Genomic DNA, 20,283 nt, shown 5'->3' on the forward strand with positions numbered 1-20,283 from the left:
GTCACGGTCGTTGGAGGGCGCCGTCGGCTCTGCGCGGGGGCCGCCAGGCGGTGGCGGGCGACGCGGTGGCGGTCGGGGGATACTGCCTGGCCAGCTGCTCGTCGAGGTCGACGCCGAGCCCAGGGCGGTCGCTGGGCCACAGATGGCCGTCGCGGATCTCGGGGCAGCCCGGGAAGACCTCCCGCAGCCGCTCGCCGAACAGGTGCTGCTCCTGGATCCCGAAGTTCGGGCTCGCCAGGTCCAGGGCGAGGTTGGCGGCGTGACCGACCGGCGAGACGTCGCCGGGGCCGTGCCAGGCGGTGCGCACCCCGAAGGCCTCGGCCAGGTTCGCCAGCCGCCAGGCCGGGGTGATGCCGCCGATCGCGGAGATGTGCACCCTGATGAAGTCGCACAGCCGCTCGGCGACCACCGGCCGGTACTCGGCCGGGTTGACGAAGAGCTCGCCGATCGCGATCGGCGTGGCGCACTGGCCGCGGATGGCGCGCAGCCAGTCGAGATCCTCGGGCGCCACGGGGTCCTCGAGGTAGAAGAGGTCGTACGGCTCCAGCTCCTTGGCCAGCCGCACGGCTTCGGTCGGGTGCACGCGCTCGTGCACGTCGTGGATCAGCTCCACCTCGGCGCCGACCTCGCTCCGGAGGTGGTCGAACAGCCCGCGCACCGTGCGCCGGTACGCGGCGGGGTCCCACGCGTCCGCCGTCAGCGGCGGCCGCGCGGTCGCCGGGGCGGCGGCGCTCGGCGCGCCGTACGTCCCGCCGCCGGGTACGGCCACCTGGCAGCGTACGTACCTGTAACCCTCCGCGAGCCACTGCCGCACCTCGTCGGCGACGGCCTCGGCGTCGACCCCGGCGGCGTGGGTGTAGAGCGGGACCGCGGTGCGGCAGCGCCCGCCGAGCAGCTGCCACACGGGCAGTCCCGCGACCTTCCCCTTGATGTCCCACAGCGCCATGTCGACGCCGGAGAGCGCGTTGTTGAGCACCGGCCCGGACCGCCAGTAGCCGCTGACGTGGAGTGTCTGGGCGATGTCGGTGATGTCGGCCGGGTCGCGGCCGATCAGCTGCGGCGCCAGGTACTCCTCGACCGCGGTCCGGACCGCCTTGGCCCGCTGGGTGAACGTGGCGCACCCGAGCCCGTACAGGCCGGGTTCGCTGGTGTCCACCCGGACGACGGCCAGGGTCGTCCCGGCCGGGGCGGTGAGGATGGTCCGGACACCGGTGATCCGGAGGCCCGAGCCGTCCGCCCACGGGGGTTCCGGAGGGCGGCGGTCCAGGTCTGCGACGTCGTTCACGGGCTGTGCTCCTTGTACGGTGGACGGTCTCGGTCCTGGCCGGAGGTCAGCGGCCGATGCCCCAGCGGGTGTCGACGCGCCCGCCGGTGAACTGCGCGCCGGAGGACCAGAAGGGCGCGAAGTTGTAGCAGCCGGACGCCGGGGCCTCGTTCTGCGCGGTCCAGTAGGTGGTGCCGAGGCCGCCGGTCCCGGAGTCCTGGACCTGGACGCCCATGGTCGCTTCGTGGACCGCGCCCGGCGTGAGCGCCCGGACGGCCGAGGCCAGTTCGGGGAGCTGGTTCCAGGCCAGCGCGACCTCGTACGTGGTGACCTTGCCGGCGTCGTCGCGCTTCACCAGGATCCGTCCCTCGGAGCCGGAGTCCGGGTGGGCGTCCATGGTTCCCAGCGGCGTCGGGAGCGGCGCGTTGGTGGGGTAGTAGGTCTGGTAGTTGGTGCCGGGGGCGAGCTGGCGGTGCAGCTCGGCGACGTTGCCCTTGGCCAGCGTCGCCACGAACAGGTGCGAGATCGAGGTCAGGGCCTTGTCGTAGTGCGGGTCTCCGGCGAGCAGGTCTTCGGTCTTGTCCTTCACCGCGTCGAAGGCGAGCTGGACGCTGTCGGCCTTGAACGGGAACAGGTAGCCGTTGACCGCGAACGGGTCGTTGGACAGCTGCAGGTCGTCCTGGATCTGGGCCCGGATGTGCAGGAAGTCGGCGTCCCAGGCGGTCTGGAAGGCGTACTCCTTGGTGCCGTTGGTCATGGTCACCGGCACGACCCCGTCCCACTGGCCGGCATCCGCCCCGACCGTGATGGACCGGAAGGGGGCGTAGGCCACCTGGACGGTTCGCGACCCGTCCTGGTGGAAGCCTCTGCGGCCGGGGATCGTGGCGTCGTAGCCGACGGTGTAGCGGTTCTCCGGGTCCGCCTGCGCGGAGATGGCCGGGAGTGAGATGACCCGCGACTCACCGGGCGCGAGCTCCGGGATAGCGCTTTCCCGATGGTCGGTCCGCCACCCCTGGGGCGGCGTGATGCGGAGGTTCGCGTGGACCGCCTGCGGGGAGACGTTCTCGACGCGGACGTCGATGGTGCTGTCCGGGCCGATCGGCTTCGTGAACGGCAGTGGCGTGATCTTCAGCGGGGTGTCGTAGGTGAACACCGCCCCGGTGGTGAGCGCGGCCTTGAGCTCGTCCGGGCTCAGGTCGCTGTCGAAGTACAGCACCTCCCACGGCGACAGCGTCAGCGTGGCCTTGGCCGCCTCGCCGTCGAACAGCCGGCGGCCCAGGTAGTCGTACACCCGGACGCCCTGCGCGGCGGTCAGCGTCAACGTGCCCTTGTATCCGGCGTCGGGGTGCTCCATCGTGCCGTCGAAGAGCTGGTCGGCGTAGACCGCGGCGCGCCCGTGGCCGTCGGCGGCCTTGAAGAGGAAGCCCCAGGTCGACCTCGCCTTCGGATACAGCTCGGTGAGCAGCTCGCAGTCCTCCAGCAGCCCGGTCATCGTGGCGTAGGCGACGACCGCGGGCCGCGGGCTCTTGGTCTTGATGTCGTAGATGTTGAACTCCTGGCCGGAGTACGTCTTGTCGTAGCACAGCGAGAACCAGAAGATCCGCATCGGCGAGTCCTCCTCGGCCCCGGCGAGCATGTGCAGCAGATGCGTCGGGGCGAGCGTCCTGGCCACGGCGTACCCGGCCTCGTTCGGCGGCAGGCCGGGGAAGGAGTGCACCTCCGCCGTGCCGAGCTCGGTCTGCCACTGCCCGGCTCGGCCGCCGGTCCGGGACCAGAGCCGGTCCATCTTGATCTGGGTCTTGGCCATCGCGTACTGGGTGGCGTCCGGGTAGCCGTAGGCGTGGTTGACCGAGCCGTCGATGTAGCCGGTGTCCTTGGAGCCCTTGGCGTACACGATGTCGCGGTTGTAGGAGACCGAGCCCCCGCCGAGCAGGTTGACGTCGGGGAACGGCGGCTTGACGCGGTCCCAGATCAGCTTCGTCATGTCCCGGTAGTCCTGGGCGTCGCCGGTCTGCCAGGCCCAGCCGTGCACCCACGGCTCGTTCCACACCTCCCAGTTCTTGACCAGGTCCTGGAGCGGGGCGATGGCGTGGTAGACCATGTCGGCGTGCGCCACCATGTCCTTCGGGCGGTTCTGGTGCGGCCGGACGGGCTTGCCGTCCGCCCCGGGCTGGACGTTCCATGACATGTTGTAGTTGATGAACCCGGTGGGCTCGATGCCGTAGCTGTGCCACTCGGCCACCTCGGCACGGGCCCGGTCGATGTCCGCCTGGCCCCAGAACACACCGCGGGACGGGCACACGGTGTCGGGCAGGACGGAGAAGACCCCGCGCGTCCACTTCACGCCGATGCGCTGCGCGATCTGCCTGGTGACCAGGGGGGCCGACTCCCCGCGGATCCCCATGCCGAAGCAGGAGCCCGGGCGCCGGCCCTGGATCGTCGGGCGGAGAACACCGAGGCCGTGCGTCTCCTTGAGTAACTGGGTGCCCGCCGCGTCGGTGACGGTGACCGCGACCGCGTAGTAGTCCGGGCCGAGCGTGCCCAGCGGGATGCTGGTCGTGCTCGCCTGCCCGGCGGGCGCCGTGAAACCGGTCTGGCCCTTGGCGATCTCCTGCGCGCCGCGGGCGGACACCGCCCACGTGACGGTGCCGCTCAGCGCGGCGGGGCTGTTGAACGTCACGGTCAGCGCCGGGGACGCCGTGCCGGCCGGGCCGATCGGGTACAGCCCGGTCGGGTCCGCGTAGTTGGCCTCGACCAGCGGAGGAGCCGCGGCCTGCGGCGCCGCCGTGGTGCCCGCCGCCGCCCATGCGGGACGGCCGAACTGGACGAGCCCGGCCAAGCCGACGGCGGTCGCGGCGCCGTACCCCAGGGCTTGACGACGGGTGATCGGCTTGGGGGAGGTGCGGTGGTTCTCGGTGCTGTCAGGACTGTCGGACATGGACGGGCCTCCAGAACGGGAACGGGGGGTCAGGCCGGCCTGATCAGACACAGGCCGGACGGGGGAACCGCCAGCCACTGCGGGCCCGGTTCCAGGCGCGTGGTTTCGGAGCGGACCGGGGTGCCGCAGACGTCTGAGACGTCGAGACGGACCACGGCGGGACGGGTGAGGTCGAGCAGGACGCGTTCGGCGTCGGTGTTGTTGACCAGGGCGACCTCGGCGAACCCGGTGGGGTCCAGCGAGGCCGCGTGGCGCTGGGCGTGGAAGATGAGCACCGCGCGCGAGGCGTCGCTCACGATGACCACGGGATGGAGCTCGTCGGGACGCCCGGCGTCCAAAGCGCCGTGCATGAGGACGTCGCGGTGCTCCCGCCAGAACGCGAGCCAGAACGCCGTCATCGCGCGGTGGTCGGCGGGCAGCTCCGCGAGGCGCACGGAGATCTGCGGAACCGCGTGCAGGACGGAGAGCAGCTGGCGAGCCGCGGCCTGCGGCGGCGCCTTCGGATCCCACATGAGCATGTCCGAGTGGACAGCGCTTTCCAGACCGGCAACGGCGAGGTCCACGGTCCTCACGCGGTTGCCGACCGCGTCGGCCGGGCAGTCGCCGGCGCGCAGCAGGTTGCCGAACTCCCGCATGGCGGCGCCGGTGTAGGGCTGGCGCAGTTCGATCAGGAGGTCCGTGCCACGGACGCTCCGCAGTCCGTCGCGGAGATCCACGAGGAGGGCCCGCATCGCCTCGCCGACGTCGCCGCCTTCCCCTGCGTAGACCATGGCGGCGTCGAGGAAGTCGATCTTCAGACCGTCGAGGCCGTACCGGTCGACCAGCCGGACGCAGCTGTCGACGACGAAGCGCCGCACTCCCTCGTGCCGTGGATCGAGGACGTGGCAGCGCCAGTTCGGCTTGACGTGCGGCGCGAAGGCGGCGAGCCCGTCTCGGGCCGCGCTGTCGTCGCCGAGGAGCAGCGGGGCGATCCAGGCCAGGTACGTGAGACCGAGGCCGCGGACCGTCGCGACGTGCGCGCCGAAGTCGGGGAACTTCTCCGGGTCGGGCTCCCAGTCGCCGCAGCCCGCGTAGCCTCCGCCGTGCGCGCCGCGCTGCCAGCCGTCGTCGAGGATGAGGAGCCCGCATCCCGCTTCGGCCGCGAGCTTGGCCTCCGCCTCGATGGCGGTCGCGCCGACCTCCTGGTGGTACGCGTACCACGTCGAATACGCAGGGACGCGTCCCGCGTCGGGCACCGGGAGCGTCGCGGCGCCGGACTGCCAGCGCGTCAGCGATCGTACGGTCTCCGCGACCTCCGTGCCCGGGGCCGCGACTCGTACCCGGCAGATCTCGCCCGGACGCAGATCCATCGCGAGCCAGACGCCGAACCGCCCGGTGCGCTCCCCGAGACCGAACCGGACGCGGGTCGAGGGAGCGAGGCGGTCCGTGGCGAAGCCGAGGAGCGAGCGGCCCGAACCGTCGTAGAGGCAGCCGAGTGGCGCGGAGTCGACGAGGCCGACGGTGCGCCAGCCGGTCATCCAGTCCGCCGCGAGGTGCCGGTCCCAGCCGGCGCCGGGGTGCCAGAAGCCGACGGCGTCGCCGAGCGCGACATCCACGCGTAATAACGTTGTCCCGAATTCCGAGCCGGCGATCTCGACGACGCCTTCGGGATCGACGGCGGACGCGGTGGGAACCGGGCCCGGCGTCAGCCGGGTGATGGCGGCGCCGTGCAGGTGAAGGGCGCTGCCGTCGGTCCACAGCCGACGCGGGTCAGCGAAGTCCGCCATCGTCGCTCCTCTCGAAGAGTTGGAGGAACCATAGCCACGGCGAGACAACGTTGTCTAGGGTCCTCCTCGCTCGTTCGTCATCTGCCCGTAACGCAGGATCTCGTTTCGTAGGACGCGAAGGCGGAGCGCGGCGTCCTCATCTGCGCCGGGACACTTCGTACCCGGACACGCCCGCGTGGGCAGACCCAGCCGTGGACTGGGGGGACGGTCCATCGTTGTCCGCTCCGGCGTCGAGCCATGGCCGGACACGGGGCATCAGCGCAGGGCGAGCCGCCGGCCCGACCGGTGTTCGCAGTCTCGACCGGTACGCGCGGCGTCGCGGTGGGCGGCTTCGCAGGGGGAGCGCTCAGCCGGCGCTGCGCACCACCAGTTCGGTGGGGACGATGACCTTCCGCGGCCGAGACCTGTCGCCGGCGATGCGCTTGAACAGCAGCTCGGCGCCCATCCGGCCGATCTCGCGCGCGTCGTAGGACACCACCGTCAGCCGCCACGGCATGAACGCCGCGGTCTCGAAGTCGTCGAAGCCGACCAGCTCGACCGGCTCCGTCCGGCCGTTCAGCGCCCCGAGCGCGCCGAGCGTCAGGCGGTTGTTCAGCGCGAAGATCGCGGTCGGCGGCTCGGGTGCGTCCAGCATCCGCGCGACCGCGGCCGCGGCCTCGGGGACGGTGTGCAGGCCGTACGCGATCAGGTCCGGGCGATACGGCACGCCGGCCCGCTCCAACGCCTGCTCCGCGGCGGCGAGCCGCTCGGCCATCGTCGAGATGCTGAGCCAGTCGGAGATGACGCCGATGCGTTCGTGCCCGGCGGCCACCAGGTGCTCGACGGCCTGCCGGCCCCCGGCCGCGTTGTCGATCAGGACCGTGTCGGCCAGCAGGTTGCGCGGCGGGCGGTCCAGGAAGACCACCGGCGTGCCGCGCTCGATCTCGGGGCGCAGATAGACGTGATCGGCGTCGCCCGCCGGGACCACCAGCAGACCGTCGACCCGCCGCTGGCACATCTCCAGCAGCAGGGCGCGCTCCCGCTCGGCGTCCTCTTCGGAGCTGGCCGTGATCAGCATCGTGTCGTGTTCGAGGGCGTACTGCGCGGCGGCCGCGGCGATGCCGGCGTAGAACGGGTTCGCCAGGTCCTCGATGAGCAGGCCGACAGTCGCCGAGGTGCTCCCGGCGCGCAGGTTCCGGGCCATGTCGTTGCGCCGGAAGCCCAGCTCCGACACCGCGGCCAGGACCCGTCCGGCCAGCTCCGGGTCGACGGTGGGCACGTTGTTCACCACGCGCGAGACGGTCTTCAGACTGACGCCCGCCACCCGGGCGACGTCCGTCATCGTCGGGCGGCGCGGCTCGTCCCCTCCCGCGCTGGGCGTGCTCACCTGGGGCCGGCTCCTTCCGGGTCGGTGGCGCCGAGCGGGTGCCAACGTTGTCTCCGGACACTGTACCGCCGAGCGTGGACGATCGCGTTGCGAAGCACCTCTGGATCGACGGTGCAGGATGCCGGGACCGCGTCCCGGGGGTCAGGCCCGGGGCGGCGGCGCGGTCGAGCCGCGCACCATGAGCCGGCTGGCTATCACGGTCCGGCGGCCGGCCGGCTCCTTGCCGTCCAGCAGGTCGAGCAGGATCTGTGCGGCGCGCCGTCCCAGATCCACGCTCTGCAACGAGACGCTGGTCAGGGGTGGCTCGGACAGGGCGGCGGCGGAGGTGTCGTCGAATCCCGCGACCGAGACGTCACCTGGCACCGCGCGCCCGTGCTCCCGCAGCCAGCGCAGCACGCCGAGGGCCATGCCGTCGTTGAACGCGAAGACGGCGGTCGGCGGTTCGGGGCGGTCGAAGAGCAGCGCGGCCGCGGCGTACCCGGATTCGATGCTGAAGTTCCCGCGGACCGTCAGCTCGGCGGAGGGCTCGAGATGGGCGTCGGTGAACGCGCGCTCGACACCGCGCGTGCGGGCGGCCATGGCCAGGCGGTTCTCCGCCGGCCCGTTGACGACGCCGATCCGGCGGTGCCCGAGGGCCAGCAGATGCTGGGTGACGGCGTACGCGCCGCCCTCGTCGTCGGGATGGACCATGGTCAGGTCGCCCTCGGCGTAGCCGATCACCACGGCCGGATAGCCCAGCGCGAGCAGCCCGGACAGCGCCTGCAGTCCGGCGCCGCCCTCCACGAGCAGCCCGTCGACCAGGCGCCGCCGGTCGAAGCGGCGGTAGGCGGAGGCCGCGTCGCCGGCCGTCTCGCGGGTGGAGAGCAGGAGCCCGTAGCCGCGCGCGGCCACCTCCTGCTCCGCGCCGACGATGAGGCGCATCAGGTGGTCGTTGGCGAAGGTGAGACCCGGGTCGTGCGGCACCACCAGCCCCACGACCTCGGTGCGGCCGCGGGCCATCGCCCGTCCGGCGGCGCTGGGCCGGTAGCCGAGCGCGGTCATGGCGGCGCGCACCCGCTGCCGGACGGGCTCGGTGACCGTCGGCTCGCCGTTCACGACCCGCGAGACGGTCTGGTGCGAGACTCCCGCGCGCGCCGCGACGTCGCGCATGGTCGGCCGGCCTGTCATCAGGTCACCTCCAACATGAGCGCTCACGTGACCACGCTCGGATAATAGGCATGTAACGGGCCGTTGACAGCACTGTCACTCGATCTTAACTTCGTTAGTGGTCGAGTGAACGTTCACTTGACGACACCCATTGCCCGGAACAAAGGGATTCTGGTCATGGACGACAAGCAAGGCATGACCCGTCGGCAGGCACTCATCCACGGCGGCGGCGCCGTCCTCGTCACCGGCCTCGGCCCCACGCTGCTCGCCGGAGGCGGGCCGGCGCAGGCCGCGGCTGCGAACGTCACCATCCCCGGGGGCACGACGGCGCAGGCCGCGGCCCCCAGCGTCACCACCTCCTGGGTCGGCAACACCTACTCCGGCGCCACCGAGTGGATGCAGGACTTCGTGTTCAACATCGCGGTCACCCGGGACGGGACGGTCTACACGGTCAGCTTCTGGGACGAGGCAGGAAACTACGCGGGCATCTACAAGGACGGCCACCTGACCGGCAACTGCCACCGGGCCAACGGGGACGCGGTCGCCGTCAACAGCACCAACGCCTACCTGACCATCGGCAACGGCCTGACCGCCTTCACCCTGGCCGGCGCCTACACCTCGCGCACGTTCGACGTCGGCAGCCCACCGGCCGCAGCGGCCGCGACCGACACCCAGGTGATCGCGACCGACCGGGTGCAGAACCGTCTCCTGGTCTTCGACGCCGCGACCGGCACGCTGCTGCGCTCGTGGAGCGTCAACAAACCGGGCGCGGTGGCGGTCAACAGCGCCACCGGGGACGTCTGGGTCGTCGCCAACATCACCCGGGACACCAACGACGGCCACTTCTGGCACGTCGATCCGGCCAAGCCCGCCCAGATCCTGCACTTCTCCAACACCGGCACGGCGCTGCCGGGCACCATCGCCGGCTCGTCGCCGGACTGGATCCCCACCTCGCTGGCCGTCGACCGCGACGGCAACCTGCTCGTCGGCGACAACGGCCCGCTGCGCCAGGTCCACACCTACACCAACCTGTCAGCCACCACCCCGACGAGGTCCAGGAGCCTGGGCCAGGCCGGCGGCGTCGGGTCGGGGACGCCCGGCGCGGTCACCCCCGGCAAGCTGTGGGGCATCACCGGGGTCGGTGGCGACTCCGCAGGCAACGTGTACGTCTCGATGTGCGAGTTCGGCTCATGGCTGCGCAAGTACGACCCGAACGGGAACCTCGTGTGGCAGCTGATGGGCGCCGAGTTCGTCACCTCGGCCGACTTCGACCCTTCCCTCGCCGCCGACGGGATCCGTATCCGCAGCCAGCAGAACCACTACCGGATGGACTACACCAAGCCGCCGGGGAGCAACGCGACCTGGGTGGGCCACTCGCTGGACTCGGTGAAGTACCCCCAGGACGCGCGCCTGTTCCTGACCGGGCACCAGCACCACTTCACCTCGCCGTTCCACAAGCGCCTCAACGGCAGGCTGTACATGTACGCGACCGGCATGTACTCCTCGCACCTGCTCATCTACCGCTACGACGGGGAGATCGCCAAGCCGTCCGGCGCCATCTTCAAGGCGCACTGGACCGGCGACGACCCCACCTGGCCCCCGGCCCAGCCCGCGGTGGGCGAGTGGATCTGGCGGGACATGAACGGCGACGGCAAGTTCAGCGCCGAGGAGTACCTCCAGACCGGGACCGGCGCCAACTCGCCGAGCAACTGCTGGGTGTGGTTCGTCGACGACCGCGGCGACATCTGGGAGGGCGGTGACCGCAACCTGCGCCGCTACCCGATGCAGGGCTTCGACAGCCAGCTCAACCCGATGTACGACTACACGAGCCGGGTGACGATACCGCTGCCGCAGCCGTTCACCGTCGTCCGGCGGCTGAACTACGACGTCACCACGGACGTCATGTACATGTCCGGGTACACAGCCGCCCAGCCGTTCGAGAGCGCGTACTGGAAGGAGTGCGGCAAGGTCCTGGCCCGCTACGACAACTGGAGCACTGGCAACACCACGCCGACCTGGACCATCCTGCTGCCCTGGGACACGACGGCGACGCCGCCCGTCTCCACGGTGTCCTGGGCCCCGGCCGGTGACTACATCTTCAGCTGCGGCGTCACCACCCGCGGCCAGGTGTGGGCCTGGCGCGCCGCCGACGGGGCGGCGGCGGGGAACTGGCTGCCGGGGGCGAACGTCGGCGGGGTCTCGCGCACCGGGTGGGTCGACATCCCATACGGCCTGAACGCCATCAAGCGATCCGACGGCTCGTATCAGATCACCGTCGAGGACGACCTGTTCAACAAAGTGTTGGTCTACAGCTGGCGCCCGGCCTGATCGTGCGCCGTCCCGGCCGACCGGGCGGCGGCCCGGAGAACCAGCCGCCGCCCGAGCCGGATCAGAGTGTCGCCGAGCTCCGTACTCCCGCCTCGCGCGGGCCGGGATCGAGCCCGGCTTCGTCGACGAAGCGCAGCCCCGCACTTTGCCCGCGAGCCGGAACGCCCTCATTCACGCGGTGCCGTAGTGCGGGACTACTCCCGGCGTCGTACCTCGCTCAGCTGTTGATCCCGGTGCGGTAGCGGCAGAACACTTCCCCTGGAGGATGCGCCTCACCAGCGGCTGGACGACGATATCGGGTCATGGGAAACCTAGTCAGCTACATCGGCGACATGCACGGCGGGACCGGCCGGCTGATCAATGGCAGGCCCTTCGACGCCCACCGCATCGATGCCCGGCCGAAACTCGGCCAGGTGGTCTGATGCCCGACTTCCACGCCTTCCTGACGCGCCTGCCGCACGAGCTGGCCTTCAGCCAGGAGGCCCCGGCAACGATCGTGGACCGCTACCACACCCGCGACATCGAGTACCGCACCGACGGCATCACCCTCGACCGCCAGCGGCTGATCGACCACGTGGGACCCGCTCGCAAGAACGCCCACGAGCTGGACATTCAGCTACACGAGATGCTGCTCGACGACGACCGGGCCGCCGCCCGGTACACCATGACCGTCCGGACCAGACAGGACAAGACCCTGCAGATCGAGGTCTACCTGTTCGCCCAACTCGCCCCCGACGGACGAGTCCGTCGCGTCGACTCGATCACCAGGACCGTGAAGCCGTGACCATCACCCTCATCGGCTCCACCGGACGCACCGGCCGCCACGTCCTGGCCGAGGCGCTCCACCGCGGCCACCAGGTCACCGCCTTCACCCGAAACGCCGCCGCGCTGGAGGCGAAGCCGTACACCGTCGTCGAGGGCGACGGACGCGACCTGGACAAGATCCGCACGGCCATGGCGGGCGGCCGCTGAAACCCGTCTACCGAAGGAATGTGCTGCACACCCAGATCGTCGTGGACTCTCAGGCATCCGTCGCGCTCTGGGCGGCTCTGGCGGTCGCGGCGGCGTGCTCGTCGGCGGTCATGCCGAGGTTCGGGTAGCGCTGGTTGAGCTCGTGCTGGTCGTCAGCCCACTGTTGGTAGTTCCGCCGGACGGTGGGCTCGTCGGAGTCGACGATGCTGGCGATTTCGGCCCAGGTGACCCCGGCCAGCAGCGCGTGGTGGACGTTGGCGGGATGGCGCACGGTGCGCGCGATGCTCTCGGCCAGCGCCAGCAGCTCGATGTGCTCGGCCACGGTGAGCGGAGGCCGGTCATCGGCTCCATGCCGGGCGGGGTCATAGGCCCCCCGGGCCACCAGCTCAACCCGGGCGCGAGCCGACGCGTCCTTGGCGGCCAACTCGTTGTAGCGCTCCAGTTGCCGGCTGACAGGCATGTCGTAGCGAGCGTCGCGCCAGGTCGTGCGGTTCTCAGGCATGGTCATGATGACTTCTTCGGGGCGCTCGGGGGGTTGGCTTCAGGGGGTATCGGCAGATCTTGGAAAGCTTCTTTGGCGAACTGCCGCAGGTCCATGGCAGAAAGTGTAGGCCTCCTCGCCGCCCCCGCTCCTCCGTGCCGATGCCGGCCGGCCTGCCCCGGGTGCCTGGCCGGGCCAGCCCAGGGCGCGCCCTCTGTGACGCAGTTGGTCCGGCGCCGCCAGGAGCGTGCGGCCTCAACCGAGGTCGGGGTGGGGGATGTAGCGGTCGGGGGCGATCACGGCGAGGGCGGCTTGGTCGGCCATGAAGGTGTCCATGTCGCTGATCATCCACCTGGCCTCGATCAGCGTCGGCACGAGCGGGTGCACTCCCGGCACCGCGATCCGGGCCACGCTTGACGTCAGGTCGGCACCGCTCGCCCGGGTGGCCGCGGCGAGCGCGCCGAGCACCGCCTGCGCACAGTCCTGCGGTGTCGCACCGCCGGCCGGGCCGACCAGGACCTCGCCGTCGGTCACCCGGGTGAAGGCGTATCCCTGGTCGGTCGCGTATGGCGTGACGCCGGGCACGGAGGCGTACCAGGCGAGGGTGTCCAGCCGGGCTCCACCCGCGGCGCGGGCGTCGAGCTGCGCGACGTCTTCGGGCCGCGCTTCCCGGACCGGTGGAGCGGGCAGCCCCGCGGCCGGGCCGGTCAGGTAGAGCAGCGGGCACCAGGGGCGCAGCCCGTACCGGATGTACAGGCTCATCGCACGAGGGTCGGACGAGGCGAAGGTGACCTTCGGCTCGTCCCCAGTCAGCAACTCCGCCAGAAGGGTGCGGCCCACTCCGGAGGATTGGTGCTCGGGCAGCACGAACAGGTCGCCCAGATGGGTGATGGCGCCCCGGCGCAGCGTGCCGCCGAACCCTCGAGCCTGGCCGTCCGTCGATGGGGCGGTGAGCAACGTGCCGAAGGTGCGCTCGGCGTCGAGAAAGTCGCGGGTCGCGGGCCAGCCCTTCAGGAGTCCGAAGCGCCTGGCGACCGCCCGCACGGCGGGCATGTCATCCTCCGCCGCGGCCCGCACGATGGATTCCGCCACTTCCCCCCGCCTCACACCGTTTGCGTCGTTCGCTCATCCTAGGGTTTCCGCGCTGGGCGAGCCGCCGGACCTTCATTCGCCGACACCGAGCTCGCGCTCGCCTGGCCACCGCACATGAAGTACTGGGCCTGAGAAATGCTCTGTGGCCCCGGGGCGGCCGAGAACCTCTCCGGAAGGACCGGCTGATGCCCAGGATCCCCGTGATGAACGCGGTCGTCGACGTCCTCAGATCCGAGTGGCGTCGACGTCGCGTTCGGCTGCCCCGGCACGGCCGTCCTCCCGCTGTACAGGGCGCTGGAGGACGTCGGCGGCATCGAGCATCTGATCGTCCGCCATGAGGAGGGCGCCACCCACATGGCCGACGGCTGGGCGCGCACCCGCGTCGCGCGATCCGGCTGTCAAGGCGATCAGCGACAACGGCTACGCCCTTCCGGGTCTGATGCCCTGCGGTTGTCTGCCGGCATCGTTGTCGGTCATCGGCGGTGCGTGTCGCGTTTCCAGTGAAAGCCCGGTGTATTTCCCGGCGAAGGCGAGGATGTCGGTGGCCAAAGCGCGTTCCTTGCTTGCGCACGACCCGGCGTGGGCGCTGTCGGGTTCGCGGCGCATCAGAACGGGGTGATCGCTGCTGGTGGCGTGCTGGAGGGCCGCGCACATCTTGGTGACGTGCGCCTCACCGGTCTGCAGGTCGGTGACCGCGCCGGCGAGCAGGAAAGCGGGGTAGGCGGTTCCTGGAGTGACGTGGTGGTAGGGGGAGTAGGTGAGCAGCCACTGGAGTTGCTCTGGCTGCGTGGCGGTGCCGAATTCGTCGGTCCAGGTGCCTCCAAGGCCAAAGCGCTCGTAGCGCACCATGTCGCACAGTGGGCCGTCGGCGATGACCGCCGCGTACAGATCCGGGCGCTGCATGGCGGCGGCGGTGACCAGCAGTCCACCACCTGACATCCCATAGATCGCCAGCTGGCCGGGGGTGGTGTGGCCGGTGCGGACGAGCCAGCTCGCGGCGTCGTTGAAGTCGCTGATCGTCTGCTGCTTGTGCGGCCCGCGACCGGCGTCGTGCCACTGCTGGCCCTCTTCGCCGCCGCCGCGCACGCAGGCGGCCGCGTAGATTCCGCCGGCGTGAACCCATGCGGCCGCCATCGGTGAATACAGCGGACGCATCGTCAGGCCGAAGCTGCCGTAGCCGTAGAGGAGAGTGGGGCGGGGGCCGTCGAACTCCTCAGCCGGCGTGAACAGGAACAGCGTGATCTCGGTGCCGTCGCCGGCTGGATAACGAACGGTGCGGCTGCTGATGGTCGAGTCGGGCTTGCTCGCTGTACTGGTGGCTTCGGGTTCCACCGTCCCCGTGGCGGCGTGGTAGCGGTAGACGGTCGCCGGTGTGGCGGCGTCGCAGTAGCTGAACCACAGGTGACGCCCGTGAGGGACCTCGGTCTGCAGGGATGTCGCCACACCCACGCCGGGCAGGGGCACGGTGGTGAGCGGTCGGCCACTGGCCAGATCGTGCGCCGTCAAGGTGGAGACACCGTGGCGGGCGCGCGCTACCAGCAGCAGAGGTTGCGGCAGCGTTGGATCGTCCAGGATCAGACAGTCGTCCAACGGGGCCTGGGTGTCTTCGGGTACCAGTGTGCGCCATGCTGACGGGTCGACATGGTGCCTGGGCGCCGTGCAGATGCGGCCACATGGAGCCTGGTAATCGGTGACCAGCAGCAGGTTGTCGTCAGGCAGGAATCGCGGCAGGACGTGGGCGCGTATGGAGCGTCCATCCACCGTCTTGACGAAGCGAAGAGCTTGCGGTTCGGTCAGCTCGGCGATCCACACGTCATTGTGGGGAGCCGGCCCGTCCGCCACCGTCATCGCGAGGTGGCGGCCATCGGCGCTGATGGTGAGCCCGTAGTAGCAGTCGGGGGCCTCGGCGCCGCCGAACACCACGGGGTCGGTCTCGGGCGGGGACCCGATCCGATGCAGCCGAACGCGCCGGTGCAACCGCTGATCGCCCGGGGTCAGTTCCTCGTCGGGGACCCGGCTGACGTAGTAGAAGGCGTCTCCGCCCGGCAGCCAGGCGAGCGAGGTGTTGCGGGCGCGCGGCAGGGGCCCGTCCGTCACCTCGCCAGTACGGGCATCCAGCACCACGATGTCACTGGCAGGCTGCTCAGCGACCTCCATCTGAACCGCCACCCGCTCGCCCTCACGCGACGGCCACCAGGCGTGCAGCCGCGTTTGGCGGGATGGATCCGACGCCATCGGATCCACCAGCACGCGCCTGTTCCTCGTGCCGTCAACCACAATCAGTCGGCGTTGTTCATCGTCACGCAGTTGCTCGGTGATGAACATGAGCGATCCACGTACCAGCGGTGGATCGGACACCCCGAAGGTGGACAACTTCTCAATCATAAACCTCCAATTCTCGGTCTCCGGCCATTCAGCACGATGTGCAAGGAACAACTCATCCTGCCGTGCCGCCCACGCCCGCACACGTGCGTCATCACTGACTTCCAGCCAGCGATAGGGGTCGGAAATCGAAAAACCGCATAGATTTTCTACCGTGCCGTTGCGCCGAGCATTGGGATAAATTGGTCGTGCCATGGAGAAAGCCCTCCTCGGGGACCGTCGTCCAGGGGTGTCATTATTGAGTGCTGCGGCCGAAATCCGACCGCAGCACCCGTATCACTCAGCCCCGGTCGCCGAGCAGGATGGCTTCATACCAGCGGCGCACACTCGTACGCGGAGCCGGCCTGTACACCTCTCCTGGCAGGTATCCGAACATGACTACCTCCTCGATCTACTCGGGCGAATTTGTCCCTTCATGCGACATTATGCCCCCTCCATTCGCCACCCACCTATTGGCGGCACAAATTCCCTCCTTTCGATATCTTGCCGACCTCGCTCTGGACTTATGTGTTTCTATGTTTTATATTCAAAGCATTGATAGGCATCGGGCTGATGAGGCTGCTGTTAACGAGGGTGACGTCAGGGAGATACGGCGCTCATTGACGCGCAGAGTGTGCAGGCCTCGGGCAACGCGGGTGAATCGAGTCAGGGCATCGACGCCGGCGAGCAGAGCAAGGGCTGCACGCGGCACCTGGTCACGAACGCGCCACCGCCGGTCATGTTCCTTCTGCAGATGCTCCAGATCACAGCGGTAGCCGTCTCACCTCCGGCCGGCGGCCGAACCGAGATCCCTGGAGCCGTGAGGCTTGGCGGGTGTTTCGTGGCTGGGCCATGCGATGCCGTCAACCGTGAGAAACGGCTCGCCGGCCACGGTCGCGGGGGTCACTCCGGTGAACGCCATGACGTCCCGATGCAGGTGAGACTGGTCGGCGTAGCCGCCGTCGGCCGCGACTCGGGCCGCGCCTTCACCTGCGACCAAGCGGTGGACGGCATGGTCGAAGCGGACCAGCTTCACGGCGCGCTTGGGCGGCAGGCCGAGCTGCGAGCGGAACCGGGACCACAGGCGCTTACGGCTCCATCCGACCGAGGCCGCCAGTCCGTCGACCCGGACCAGGCCGCGGCCGCCGACGATCCGGTTCCAGGCCCAGGCCACCTCCGGGTCTACCGCCGCCCCCGCCTCAAGCCGGCGGGCGAGCAACGCGTCGATCAACGCGAAGCGATCCTGCCACGACGAGACCTCGCCCAGTCGCTCACGGACCCGGGACGCCTTCCGGCCCCACAGGTCGTCGAGGGCCACCACGACGCCGTCGAGCTCGGCCGGGGAGACGCCCAGAACCGCGCGTGCGACCACCGGGGACAGGCGCACCTGCACGCACTCGATGTTCTCGCCCCGCGCCCAGACCGCGCCTCCGGACCCGAGCCCGGGCCCGCCGACGAGGCTTCCCCGCTGCTGCCGCCCGGTGGCATCGTCGACGATGGGCTGGCCGGCGCCGAACTCCAGAAGCAGCGTCACGGCCGGGTGCGGGACCATCCGGAGCGCGTCCAGGTCACCGACACGGAAGCCGGCCATGGTGACACCGGCCACCCGGCTGGGCCGCTGCGGGCATGCGACGTGCCACATAGCCGCGCCGTGCACGAAGTTCCGCACCGTTCCATGCTATGCGAGCCGACCGAGGGGAACATTTGTCCAATCCGCCGGCGCGTTCAGGCGGCGACAGTGGCCTCATGACTGTTTCTGACGGCGGACCGCACGTGAATGACGACGCCGAGGCCACCGAGAGTTCGACCCTGTCCCTGGACGACGGCGACATCTACGCGTGCCAGGACGGCCCCCGCGACGCCCCCGCACTCCTGCTCATCCACGGGTCCGCATCCTCGACCCGCTCATGGGACTCGCTGGTTCCGATGCTGACCAGAGCCCATCGCGTCATCCGGATCGACCTGCTCGGGCACGGCCGGTCAGCCAAACCGGCCGACCGCAGCTACGCGCTCCCGGACCAGGCACGCAGGGTCGGCACGGTACTGGACCGGCTCGGCGTCGAGCACGCCATCGTCGTCGGCCATTCCAGCGGCGGCGCGGCCGCCACCGCCCTCGCCGAGCAGCGACCCGACCTGGTGACCGCGCTCGCGCTCATCAACACCGGACCCAGCCTGGACGCCTTCATCGCACCGGAGACCGCCGCAATCGGACCCTCGCAGTGGCCGCTGACCGACGAGCAGCTCCGCCGGTTCGCGAGCACCGGCTTCAGCCGCGCGGGCTACCAGATCCCAGAAGAGCTCCTGGACGAGGTGCGCGCTATGACCTTCCACACGCTCACCGCGACGATGCAGGCCACCCGCGACTATCTGGAGCAGCGGGCGCTCCCGGATCGGCTGGCGGCCCTCGGCAAGCCGCTACTGGTGATCTTCGGCGAGGACGACCGGAGATGGCGATCCTCATCCGCCGCCGACTACCGCACCGTTCCGGGCGCGACGATCGAGTTGCTGCCCGGTCTCGGACACTCGCCCATTCTGGAGGATCCGCCGCGGACCGCCGCCTCCCTCCTGGCCTTCACCGCGATCCACACCGCGCGGGCGGACTGAACGAGACGATTGCCATGGTCGCGTCGGTGACGACGCCACCAACACCGCGCCCGCCGCCACCACCAGCGACAACACCGGCACCCTCGGCACCATCGACAACTGCTGCTGCCGTATTGGATGCGATCGACCGGAGAGCGGCAGGCTTGCCGCCGCGAGCGTCCGCCGGGTCGCCGTGGTGGGTGGCGCGGGATGCGCCCCTCACTTGCAACCACTCCTGGACGCGGTGCGAAGATTGGAGGAGGGGGAGGAGCGATGTACCGGGCGGACCAGCGACTGAACGAGATACTCGATGCGCTGGACACGTGCCTGCCCGCCGTGCGCTACCGAATTCGGCGCTTCCCCGAGGGAGCCGGGTTCCTGCTCCTGATCAGCCCCGACGCCACACGCTCGACCTTGTTCGCGCAGGACGGCAGGTGGTTCTGCCTCACCGAAACGCCGACCGGGGCGGCTTTCGGCCGCGATGTGGGCCGTGTGGGAGATCCGCCGGATCAGATCGTCGGCCGCGTCGCCGGGCCCGCACGCCCCAGGCGGCCGCTGTCTGGTCCTGTGAGGGCGGCGCGGGCGTTCGGTGTTGGTTTGTCTGCGGGTTTGGGGGCAGGAGTTCTCGCCGCTCTTGTCATGGCCATTGCCGTTCTGGGCAACGGATACGGGTATGGCTCTGACACCGTTCAAGGGGCTATCAATGTGCTGGCCGCCGTCATAGGCGTCGGTGTGGGGATCTGGCTGGCCCTACGCTCGTGGCGTTCGGGGCGCGGCCCGGCAGGTAGGGGAGCGCATGAGCACGCCCAAGATTCCTGAGAGTATCGCGGGTCCGTCGAGGTTCCTCGACGATCGCATCGGGGCGGCCAACTTCCTCAAACGGAACATGAGGAAGATCTTCCCTGACCACTGGTCGTTCCTGCTGGGCGAGGTCGCGCTGTACTCGTTCATCCTCCTGCTGCTGACCGGTACGTTCCTGACGTTCTGGTTCAAGCCGAGCATGGCCGAGATCGCCTACGACGGCTCCTACGCGCCGCTCAGGGGCGTCATGATGTCCCAGGCGTACGCCTCGTCGCTGGAGATCAGCTTCGACGTCCGCGGCGGCCTGCTGATCAGGCAGATGCACCACTGGGCGGCCCTGCTGTTCGTGGCGGGCATGATGGTGCACATGCTCCGGGTGTTCTTCACCGGTGCCTACCGCAAGCCTCGTGAGCTCAACTGGATCATCGGTGTCCTGCTGCTGACGCTGGCGCTGGCCGAGGGCCTGACCGGGTACTCCCTGCCCGACGACCTGCTGTCCGGCGCTGGTCTGCGGATCACCGAGGGCGTCATGATCTCGTTGCCGCTGGTCGGTACGTACATCACGTTCTTCCTGTTCGGCGGGGAGTATCCGAGTGAGGATGTCATCTCCCGGTTCTATTCGCTGCACATCCTGCTCATCCCGGGCATCCTGCTGGCGTTGATCTCGGCCCACTTGGTGCTGATGTGGGTGCAGAAGCACACGCAGATGCCGGGTAAGGGGCGGACGAACCGGAATGTGGTGGGTGCGCCCTTCTATCCGGCGTTCATGGCCAAGGCGGGCGCGTTCACGCTGTTCACGTTCGCGGTGGTCGCGGGGCTTGCGACGTTCGCCCAGATCAACCCGATCTGGTTGTTCGGCCCGTACACGCCGGCCGACGTTTCGGCGGGTTCGCAGCCCGACTTCTACATGGGCTTCCTCGAAGGCGCGCTGCGGATCATGCCGTCGTGGGAGATCAACCTGTTCGGCACGTCCCATGCGGGCACGCTGCCGCTGAGTGTGATCATCCCGGCGCTGGTGCCGATGGGCATCATCATGACCGGTTTGGCGTTGTATCCGTTCCTGGAACGCTGGATCACGGGTGACCACCGCGAGCACCACGTCGCCGACCGCCCGCGTAACAACCCGCACCGCACCGCGATCGGCATGTCGGCCATCGCGTTCTACGGTGTGCTGTGGCTGCTGGG

15 protein-coding genes and 1 pseudogene are annotated in these 20,283 nt (G+C 69.9%); 7 read left to right on the forward strand and 9 right to left on the reverse strand.

All coding sequences use genetic code 11. The features are described from left to right. Position 1: 1 nt before the first annotated feature. The 5 genes from ABZ297_RS29025 to ABZ297_RS29045 all read right to left on the reverse strand — a co-directional run bounded on the left by ABZ297_RS29025 (position 2) and on the right by ABZ297_RS29045 (position 8,501). Positions 2-1,285 carry an enolase C-terminal domain-like protein gene (locus ABZ297_RS29025; protein WP_355352181.1) on the reverse strand — a complete coding sequence of 428 codons (1,284 nt, stop codon included), beginning with the start codon at positions 1,283-1,285 and terminating at the stop codon, positions 2-4. 46 nt (positions 1,286-1,331) lie between these two features. Next, positions 1,332-4,202: a hypothetical protein gene (locus ABZ297_RS29030; protein WP_355352184.1), complete on the reverse strand. Its 2,871-nt coding sequence runs from the start codon at positions 4,200-4,202 to the stop codon at positions 1,332-1,334. 29 nt (positions 4,203-4,231) lie between these two features. After that, positions 4,232-5,968, reverse strand: a complete 1,737-nt coding sequence (locus ABZ297_RS29035) for a glycoside hydrolase family 36 protein (protein WP_355352187.1) — start codon at positions 5,966-5,968, stop codon at positions 4,232-4,234. 346 nt (positions 5,969-6,314) lie between these two features. After that, on the reverse strand, positions 6,315-7,334 hold the full coding sequence (locus ABZ297_RS29040) for a LacI family DNA-binding transcriptional regulator (protein WP_355352190.1): 1,020 nt from the start codon (positions 7,332-7,334) through the stop codon (positions 6,315-6,317). Positions 7,335-7,475: 141 nt separating this feature from the next. Continuing rightward, the gene (locus ABZ297_RS29045; RefSeq protein ID WP_355352193.1) at positions 7,476-8,501 is read right to left on the reverse strand and encodes a LacI family DNA-binding transcriptional regulator; all 1,026 of its coding nucleotides are present in this window, start codon (positions 8,499-8,501) and stop codon (positions 7,476-7,478) included. A gap of 156 nt (positions 8,502-8,657) precedes the next feature. Between ABZ297_RS29045 and ABZ297_RS29050 the strand changes: the two genes are divergently transcribed. The 3 genes from ABZ297_RS29050 to ABZ297_RS29060 all read left to right on the forward strand — a co-directional run bounded on the left by ABZ297_RS29050 (position 8,658) and on the right by ABZ297_RS29060 (position 11,780). Further along, positions 8,658-10,808, forward strand: a complete 2,151-nt coding sequence (locus ABZ297_RS29050) for a hypothetical protein (RefSeq protein WP_355352196.1) — start codon at positions 8,658-8,660, stop codon at positions 10,806-10,808. A 421-nt stretch (positions 10,809-11,229) separates the two neighbouring features. Continuing rightward, a complete protein-coding gene (locus tag ABZ297_RS29055; RefSeq protein WP_355352199.1) occupies positions 11,230-11,592 on the forward strand; it encodes a nuclear transport factor 2 family protein in 363 nt (120 codons plus the stop codon). Next, on the forward strand, positions 11,589-11,780 hold the full coding sequence (locus ABZ297_RS29060) for an NAD(P)H-binding protein (RefSeq protein ID WP_355352202.1): 192 nt from the start codon (positions 11,589-11,591) through the stop codon (positions 11,778-11,780). The genes ABZ297_RS29055 and ABZ297_RS29060 overlap by 4 nt, the downstream gene beginning before the upstream one ends. Before the next feature lie 49 nt (positions 11,781-11,829). Here ABZ297_RS29060 and ABZ297_RS29065 read toward each other — a convergent pair whose 3' ends face one another. Next, complete coding sequence (locus tag ABZ297_RS29065) at positions 11,830-12,288, reverse strand: hypothetical protein (protein WP_355352205.1); 459 nt, start codon at positions 12,286-12,288, stop codon at positions 11,830-11,832. Between the two features lie 228 nt (positions 12,289-12,516). Further along, positions 12,517-13,353, reverse strand: a complete 837-nt coding sequence (locus ABZ297_RS29070; RefSeq protein ID WP_355352208.1) for a GNAT family N-acetyltransferase — start codon at positions 13,351-13,353, stop codon at positions 12,517-12,519. A gap of 185 nt (positions 13,354-13,538) precedes the next feature. On the opposite strand from ABZ297_RS29070, the pseudogene ABZ297_RS29075 reads away from it, so the two are divergent. Next, positions 13,539-13,731, forward strand: a pseudogene (locus ABZ297_RS29075) (thiamine pyrophosphate-binding protein); the annotation flags it as partial. A gap of 42 nt (positions 13,732-13,773) precedes the next feature. Here the strand turns inward: ABZ297_RS29075 and ABZ297_RS29080 are convergent. Continuing rightward, positions 13,774-15,930, reverse strand: a complete 2,157-nt coding sequence (locus ABZ297_RS29080) for a prolyl oligopeptidase family serine peptidase (protein WP_355352211.1) — start codon at positions 15,928-15,930, stop codon at positions 13,774-13,776. A gap of 565 nt (positions 15,931-16,495) precedes the next feature. Further along, the gene (locus tag ABZ297_RS29085) at positions 16,496-17,383 is read right to left on the reverse strand and encodes a helix-turn-helix domain-containing protein (protein WP_355352214.1); all 888 of its coding nucleotides are present in this window, start codon (positions 17,381-17,383) and stop codon (positions 16,496-16,498) included. Between the two features lie 77 nt (positions 17,384-17,460). On the opposite strand from ABZ297_RS29085, the gene ABZ297_RS29090 reads away from it, so the two are divergent. From ABZ297_RS29090 to ABZ297_RS29100, 3 genes are all read left to right on the forward strand, one after another. Next, positions 17,461-18,318 (forward strand): alpha/beta hydrolase, encoded by an 858-nt coding sequence (locus ABZ297_RS29090; RefSeq protein ID WP_355352217.1) that lies wholly within the window; start codon positions 17,461-17,463, stop codon positions 18,316-18,318. Positions 18,319-18,570: 252 nt separating this feature from the next. Then, positions 18,571-19,116, forward strand: a complete 546-nt coding sequence (locus ABZ297_RS29095; protein WP_355352220.1) for a hypothetical protein — start codon at positions 18,571-18,573, stop codon at positions 19,114-19,116. After that, positions 19,094-20,283 (forward strand): ubiquinol-cytochrome c reductase cytochrome b subunit (locus ABZ297_RS29100; RefSeq protein ID WP_355352223.1); only part of this gene is annotated, 1,190 nt, incomplete at its 3' end. The genes ABZ297_RS29095 and ABZ297_RS29100, both read left to right, overlap by 23 nt.

The organism is Nonomuraea sp. NPDC005983 (assembly GCF_040614375.1).
Lineage (GTDB): Bacteria > Actinomycetota > Actinomycetes > Streptosporangiales > Streptosporangiaceae > Nonomuraea.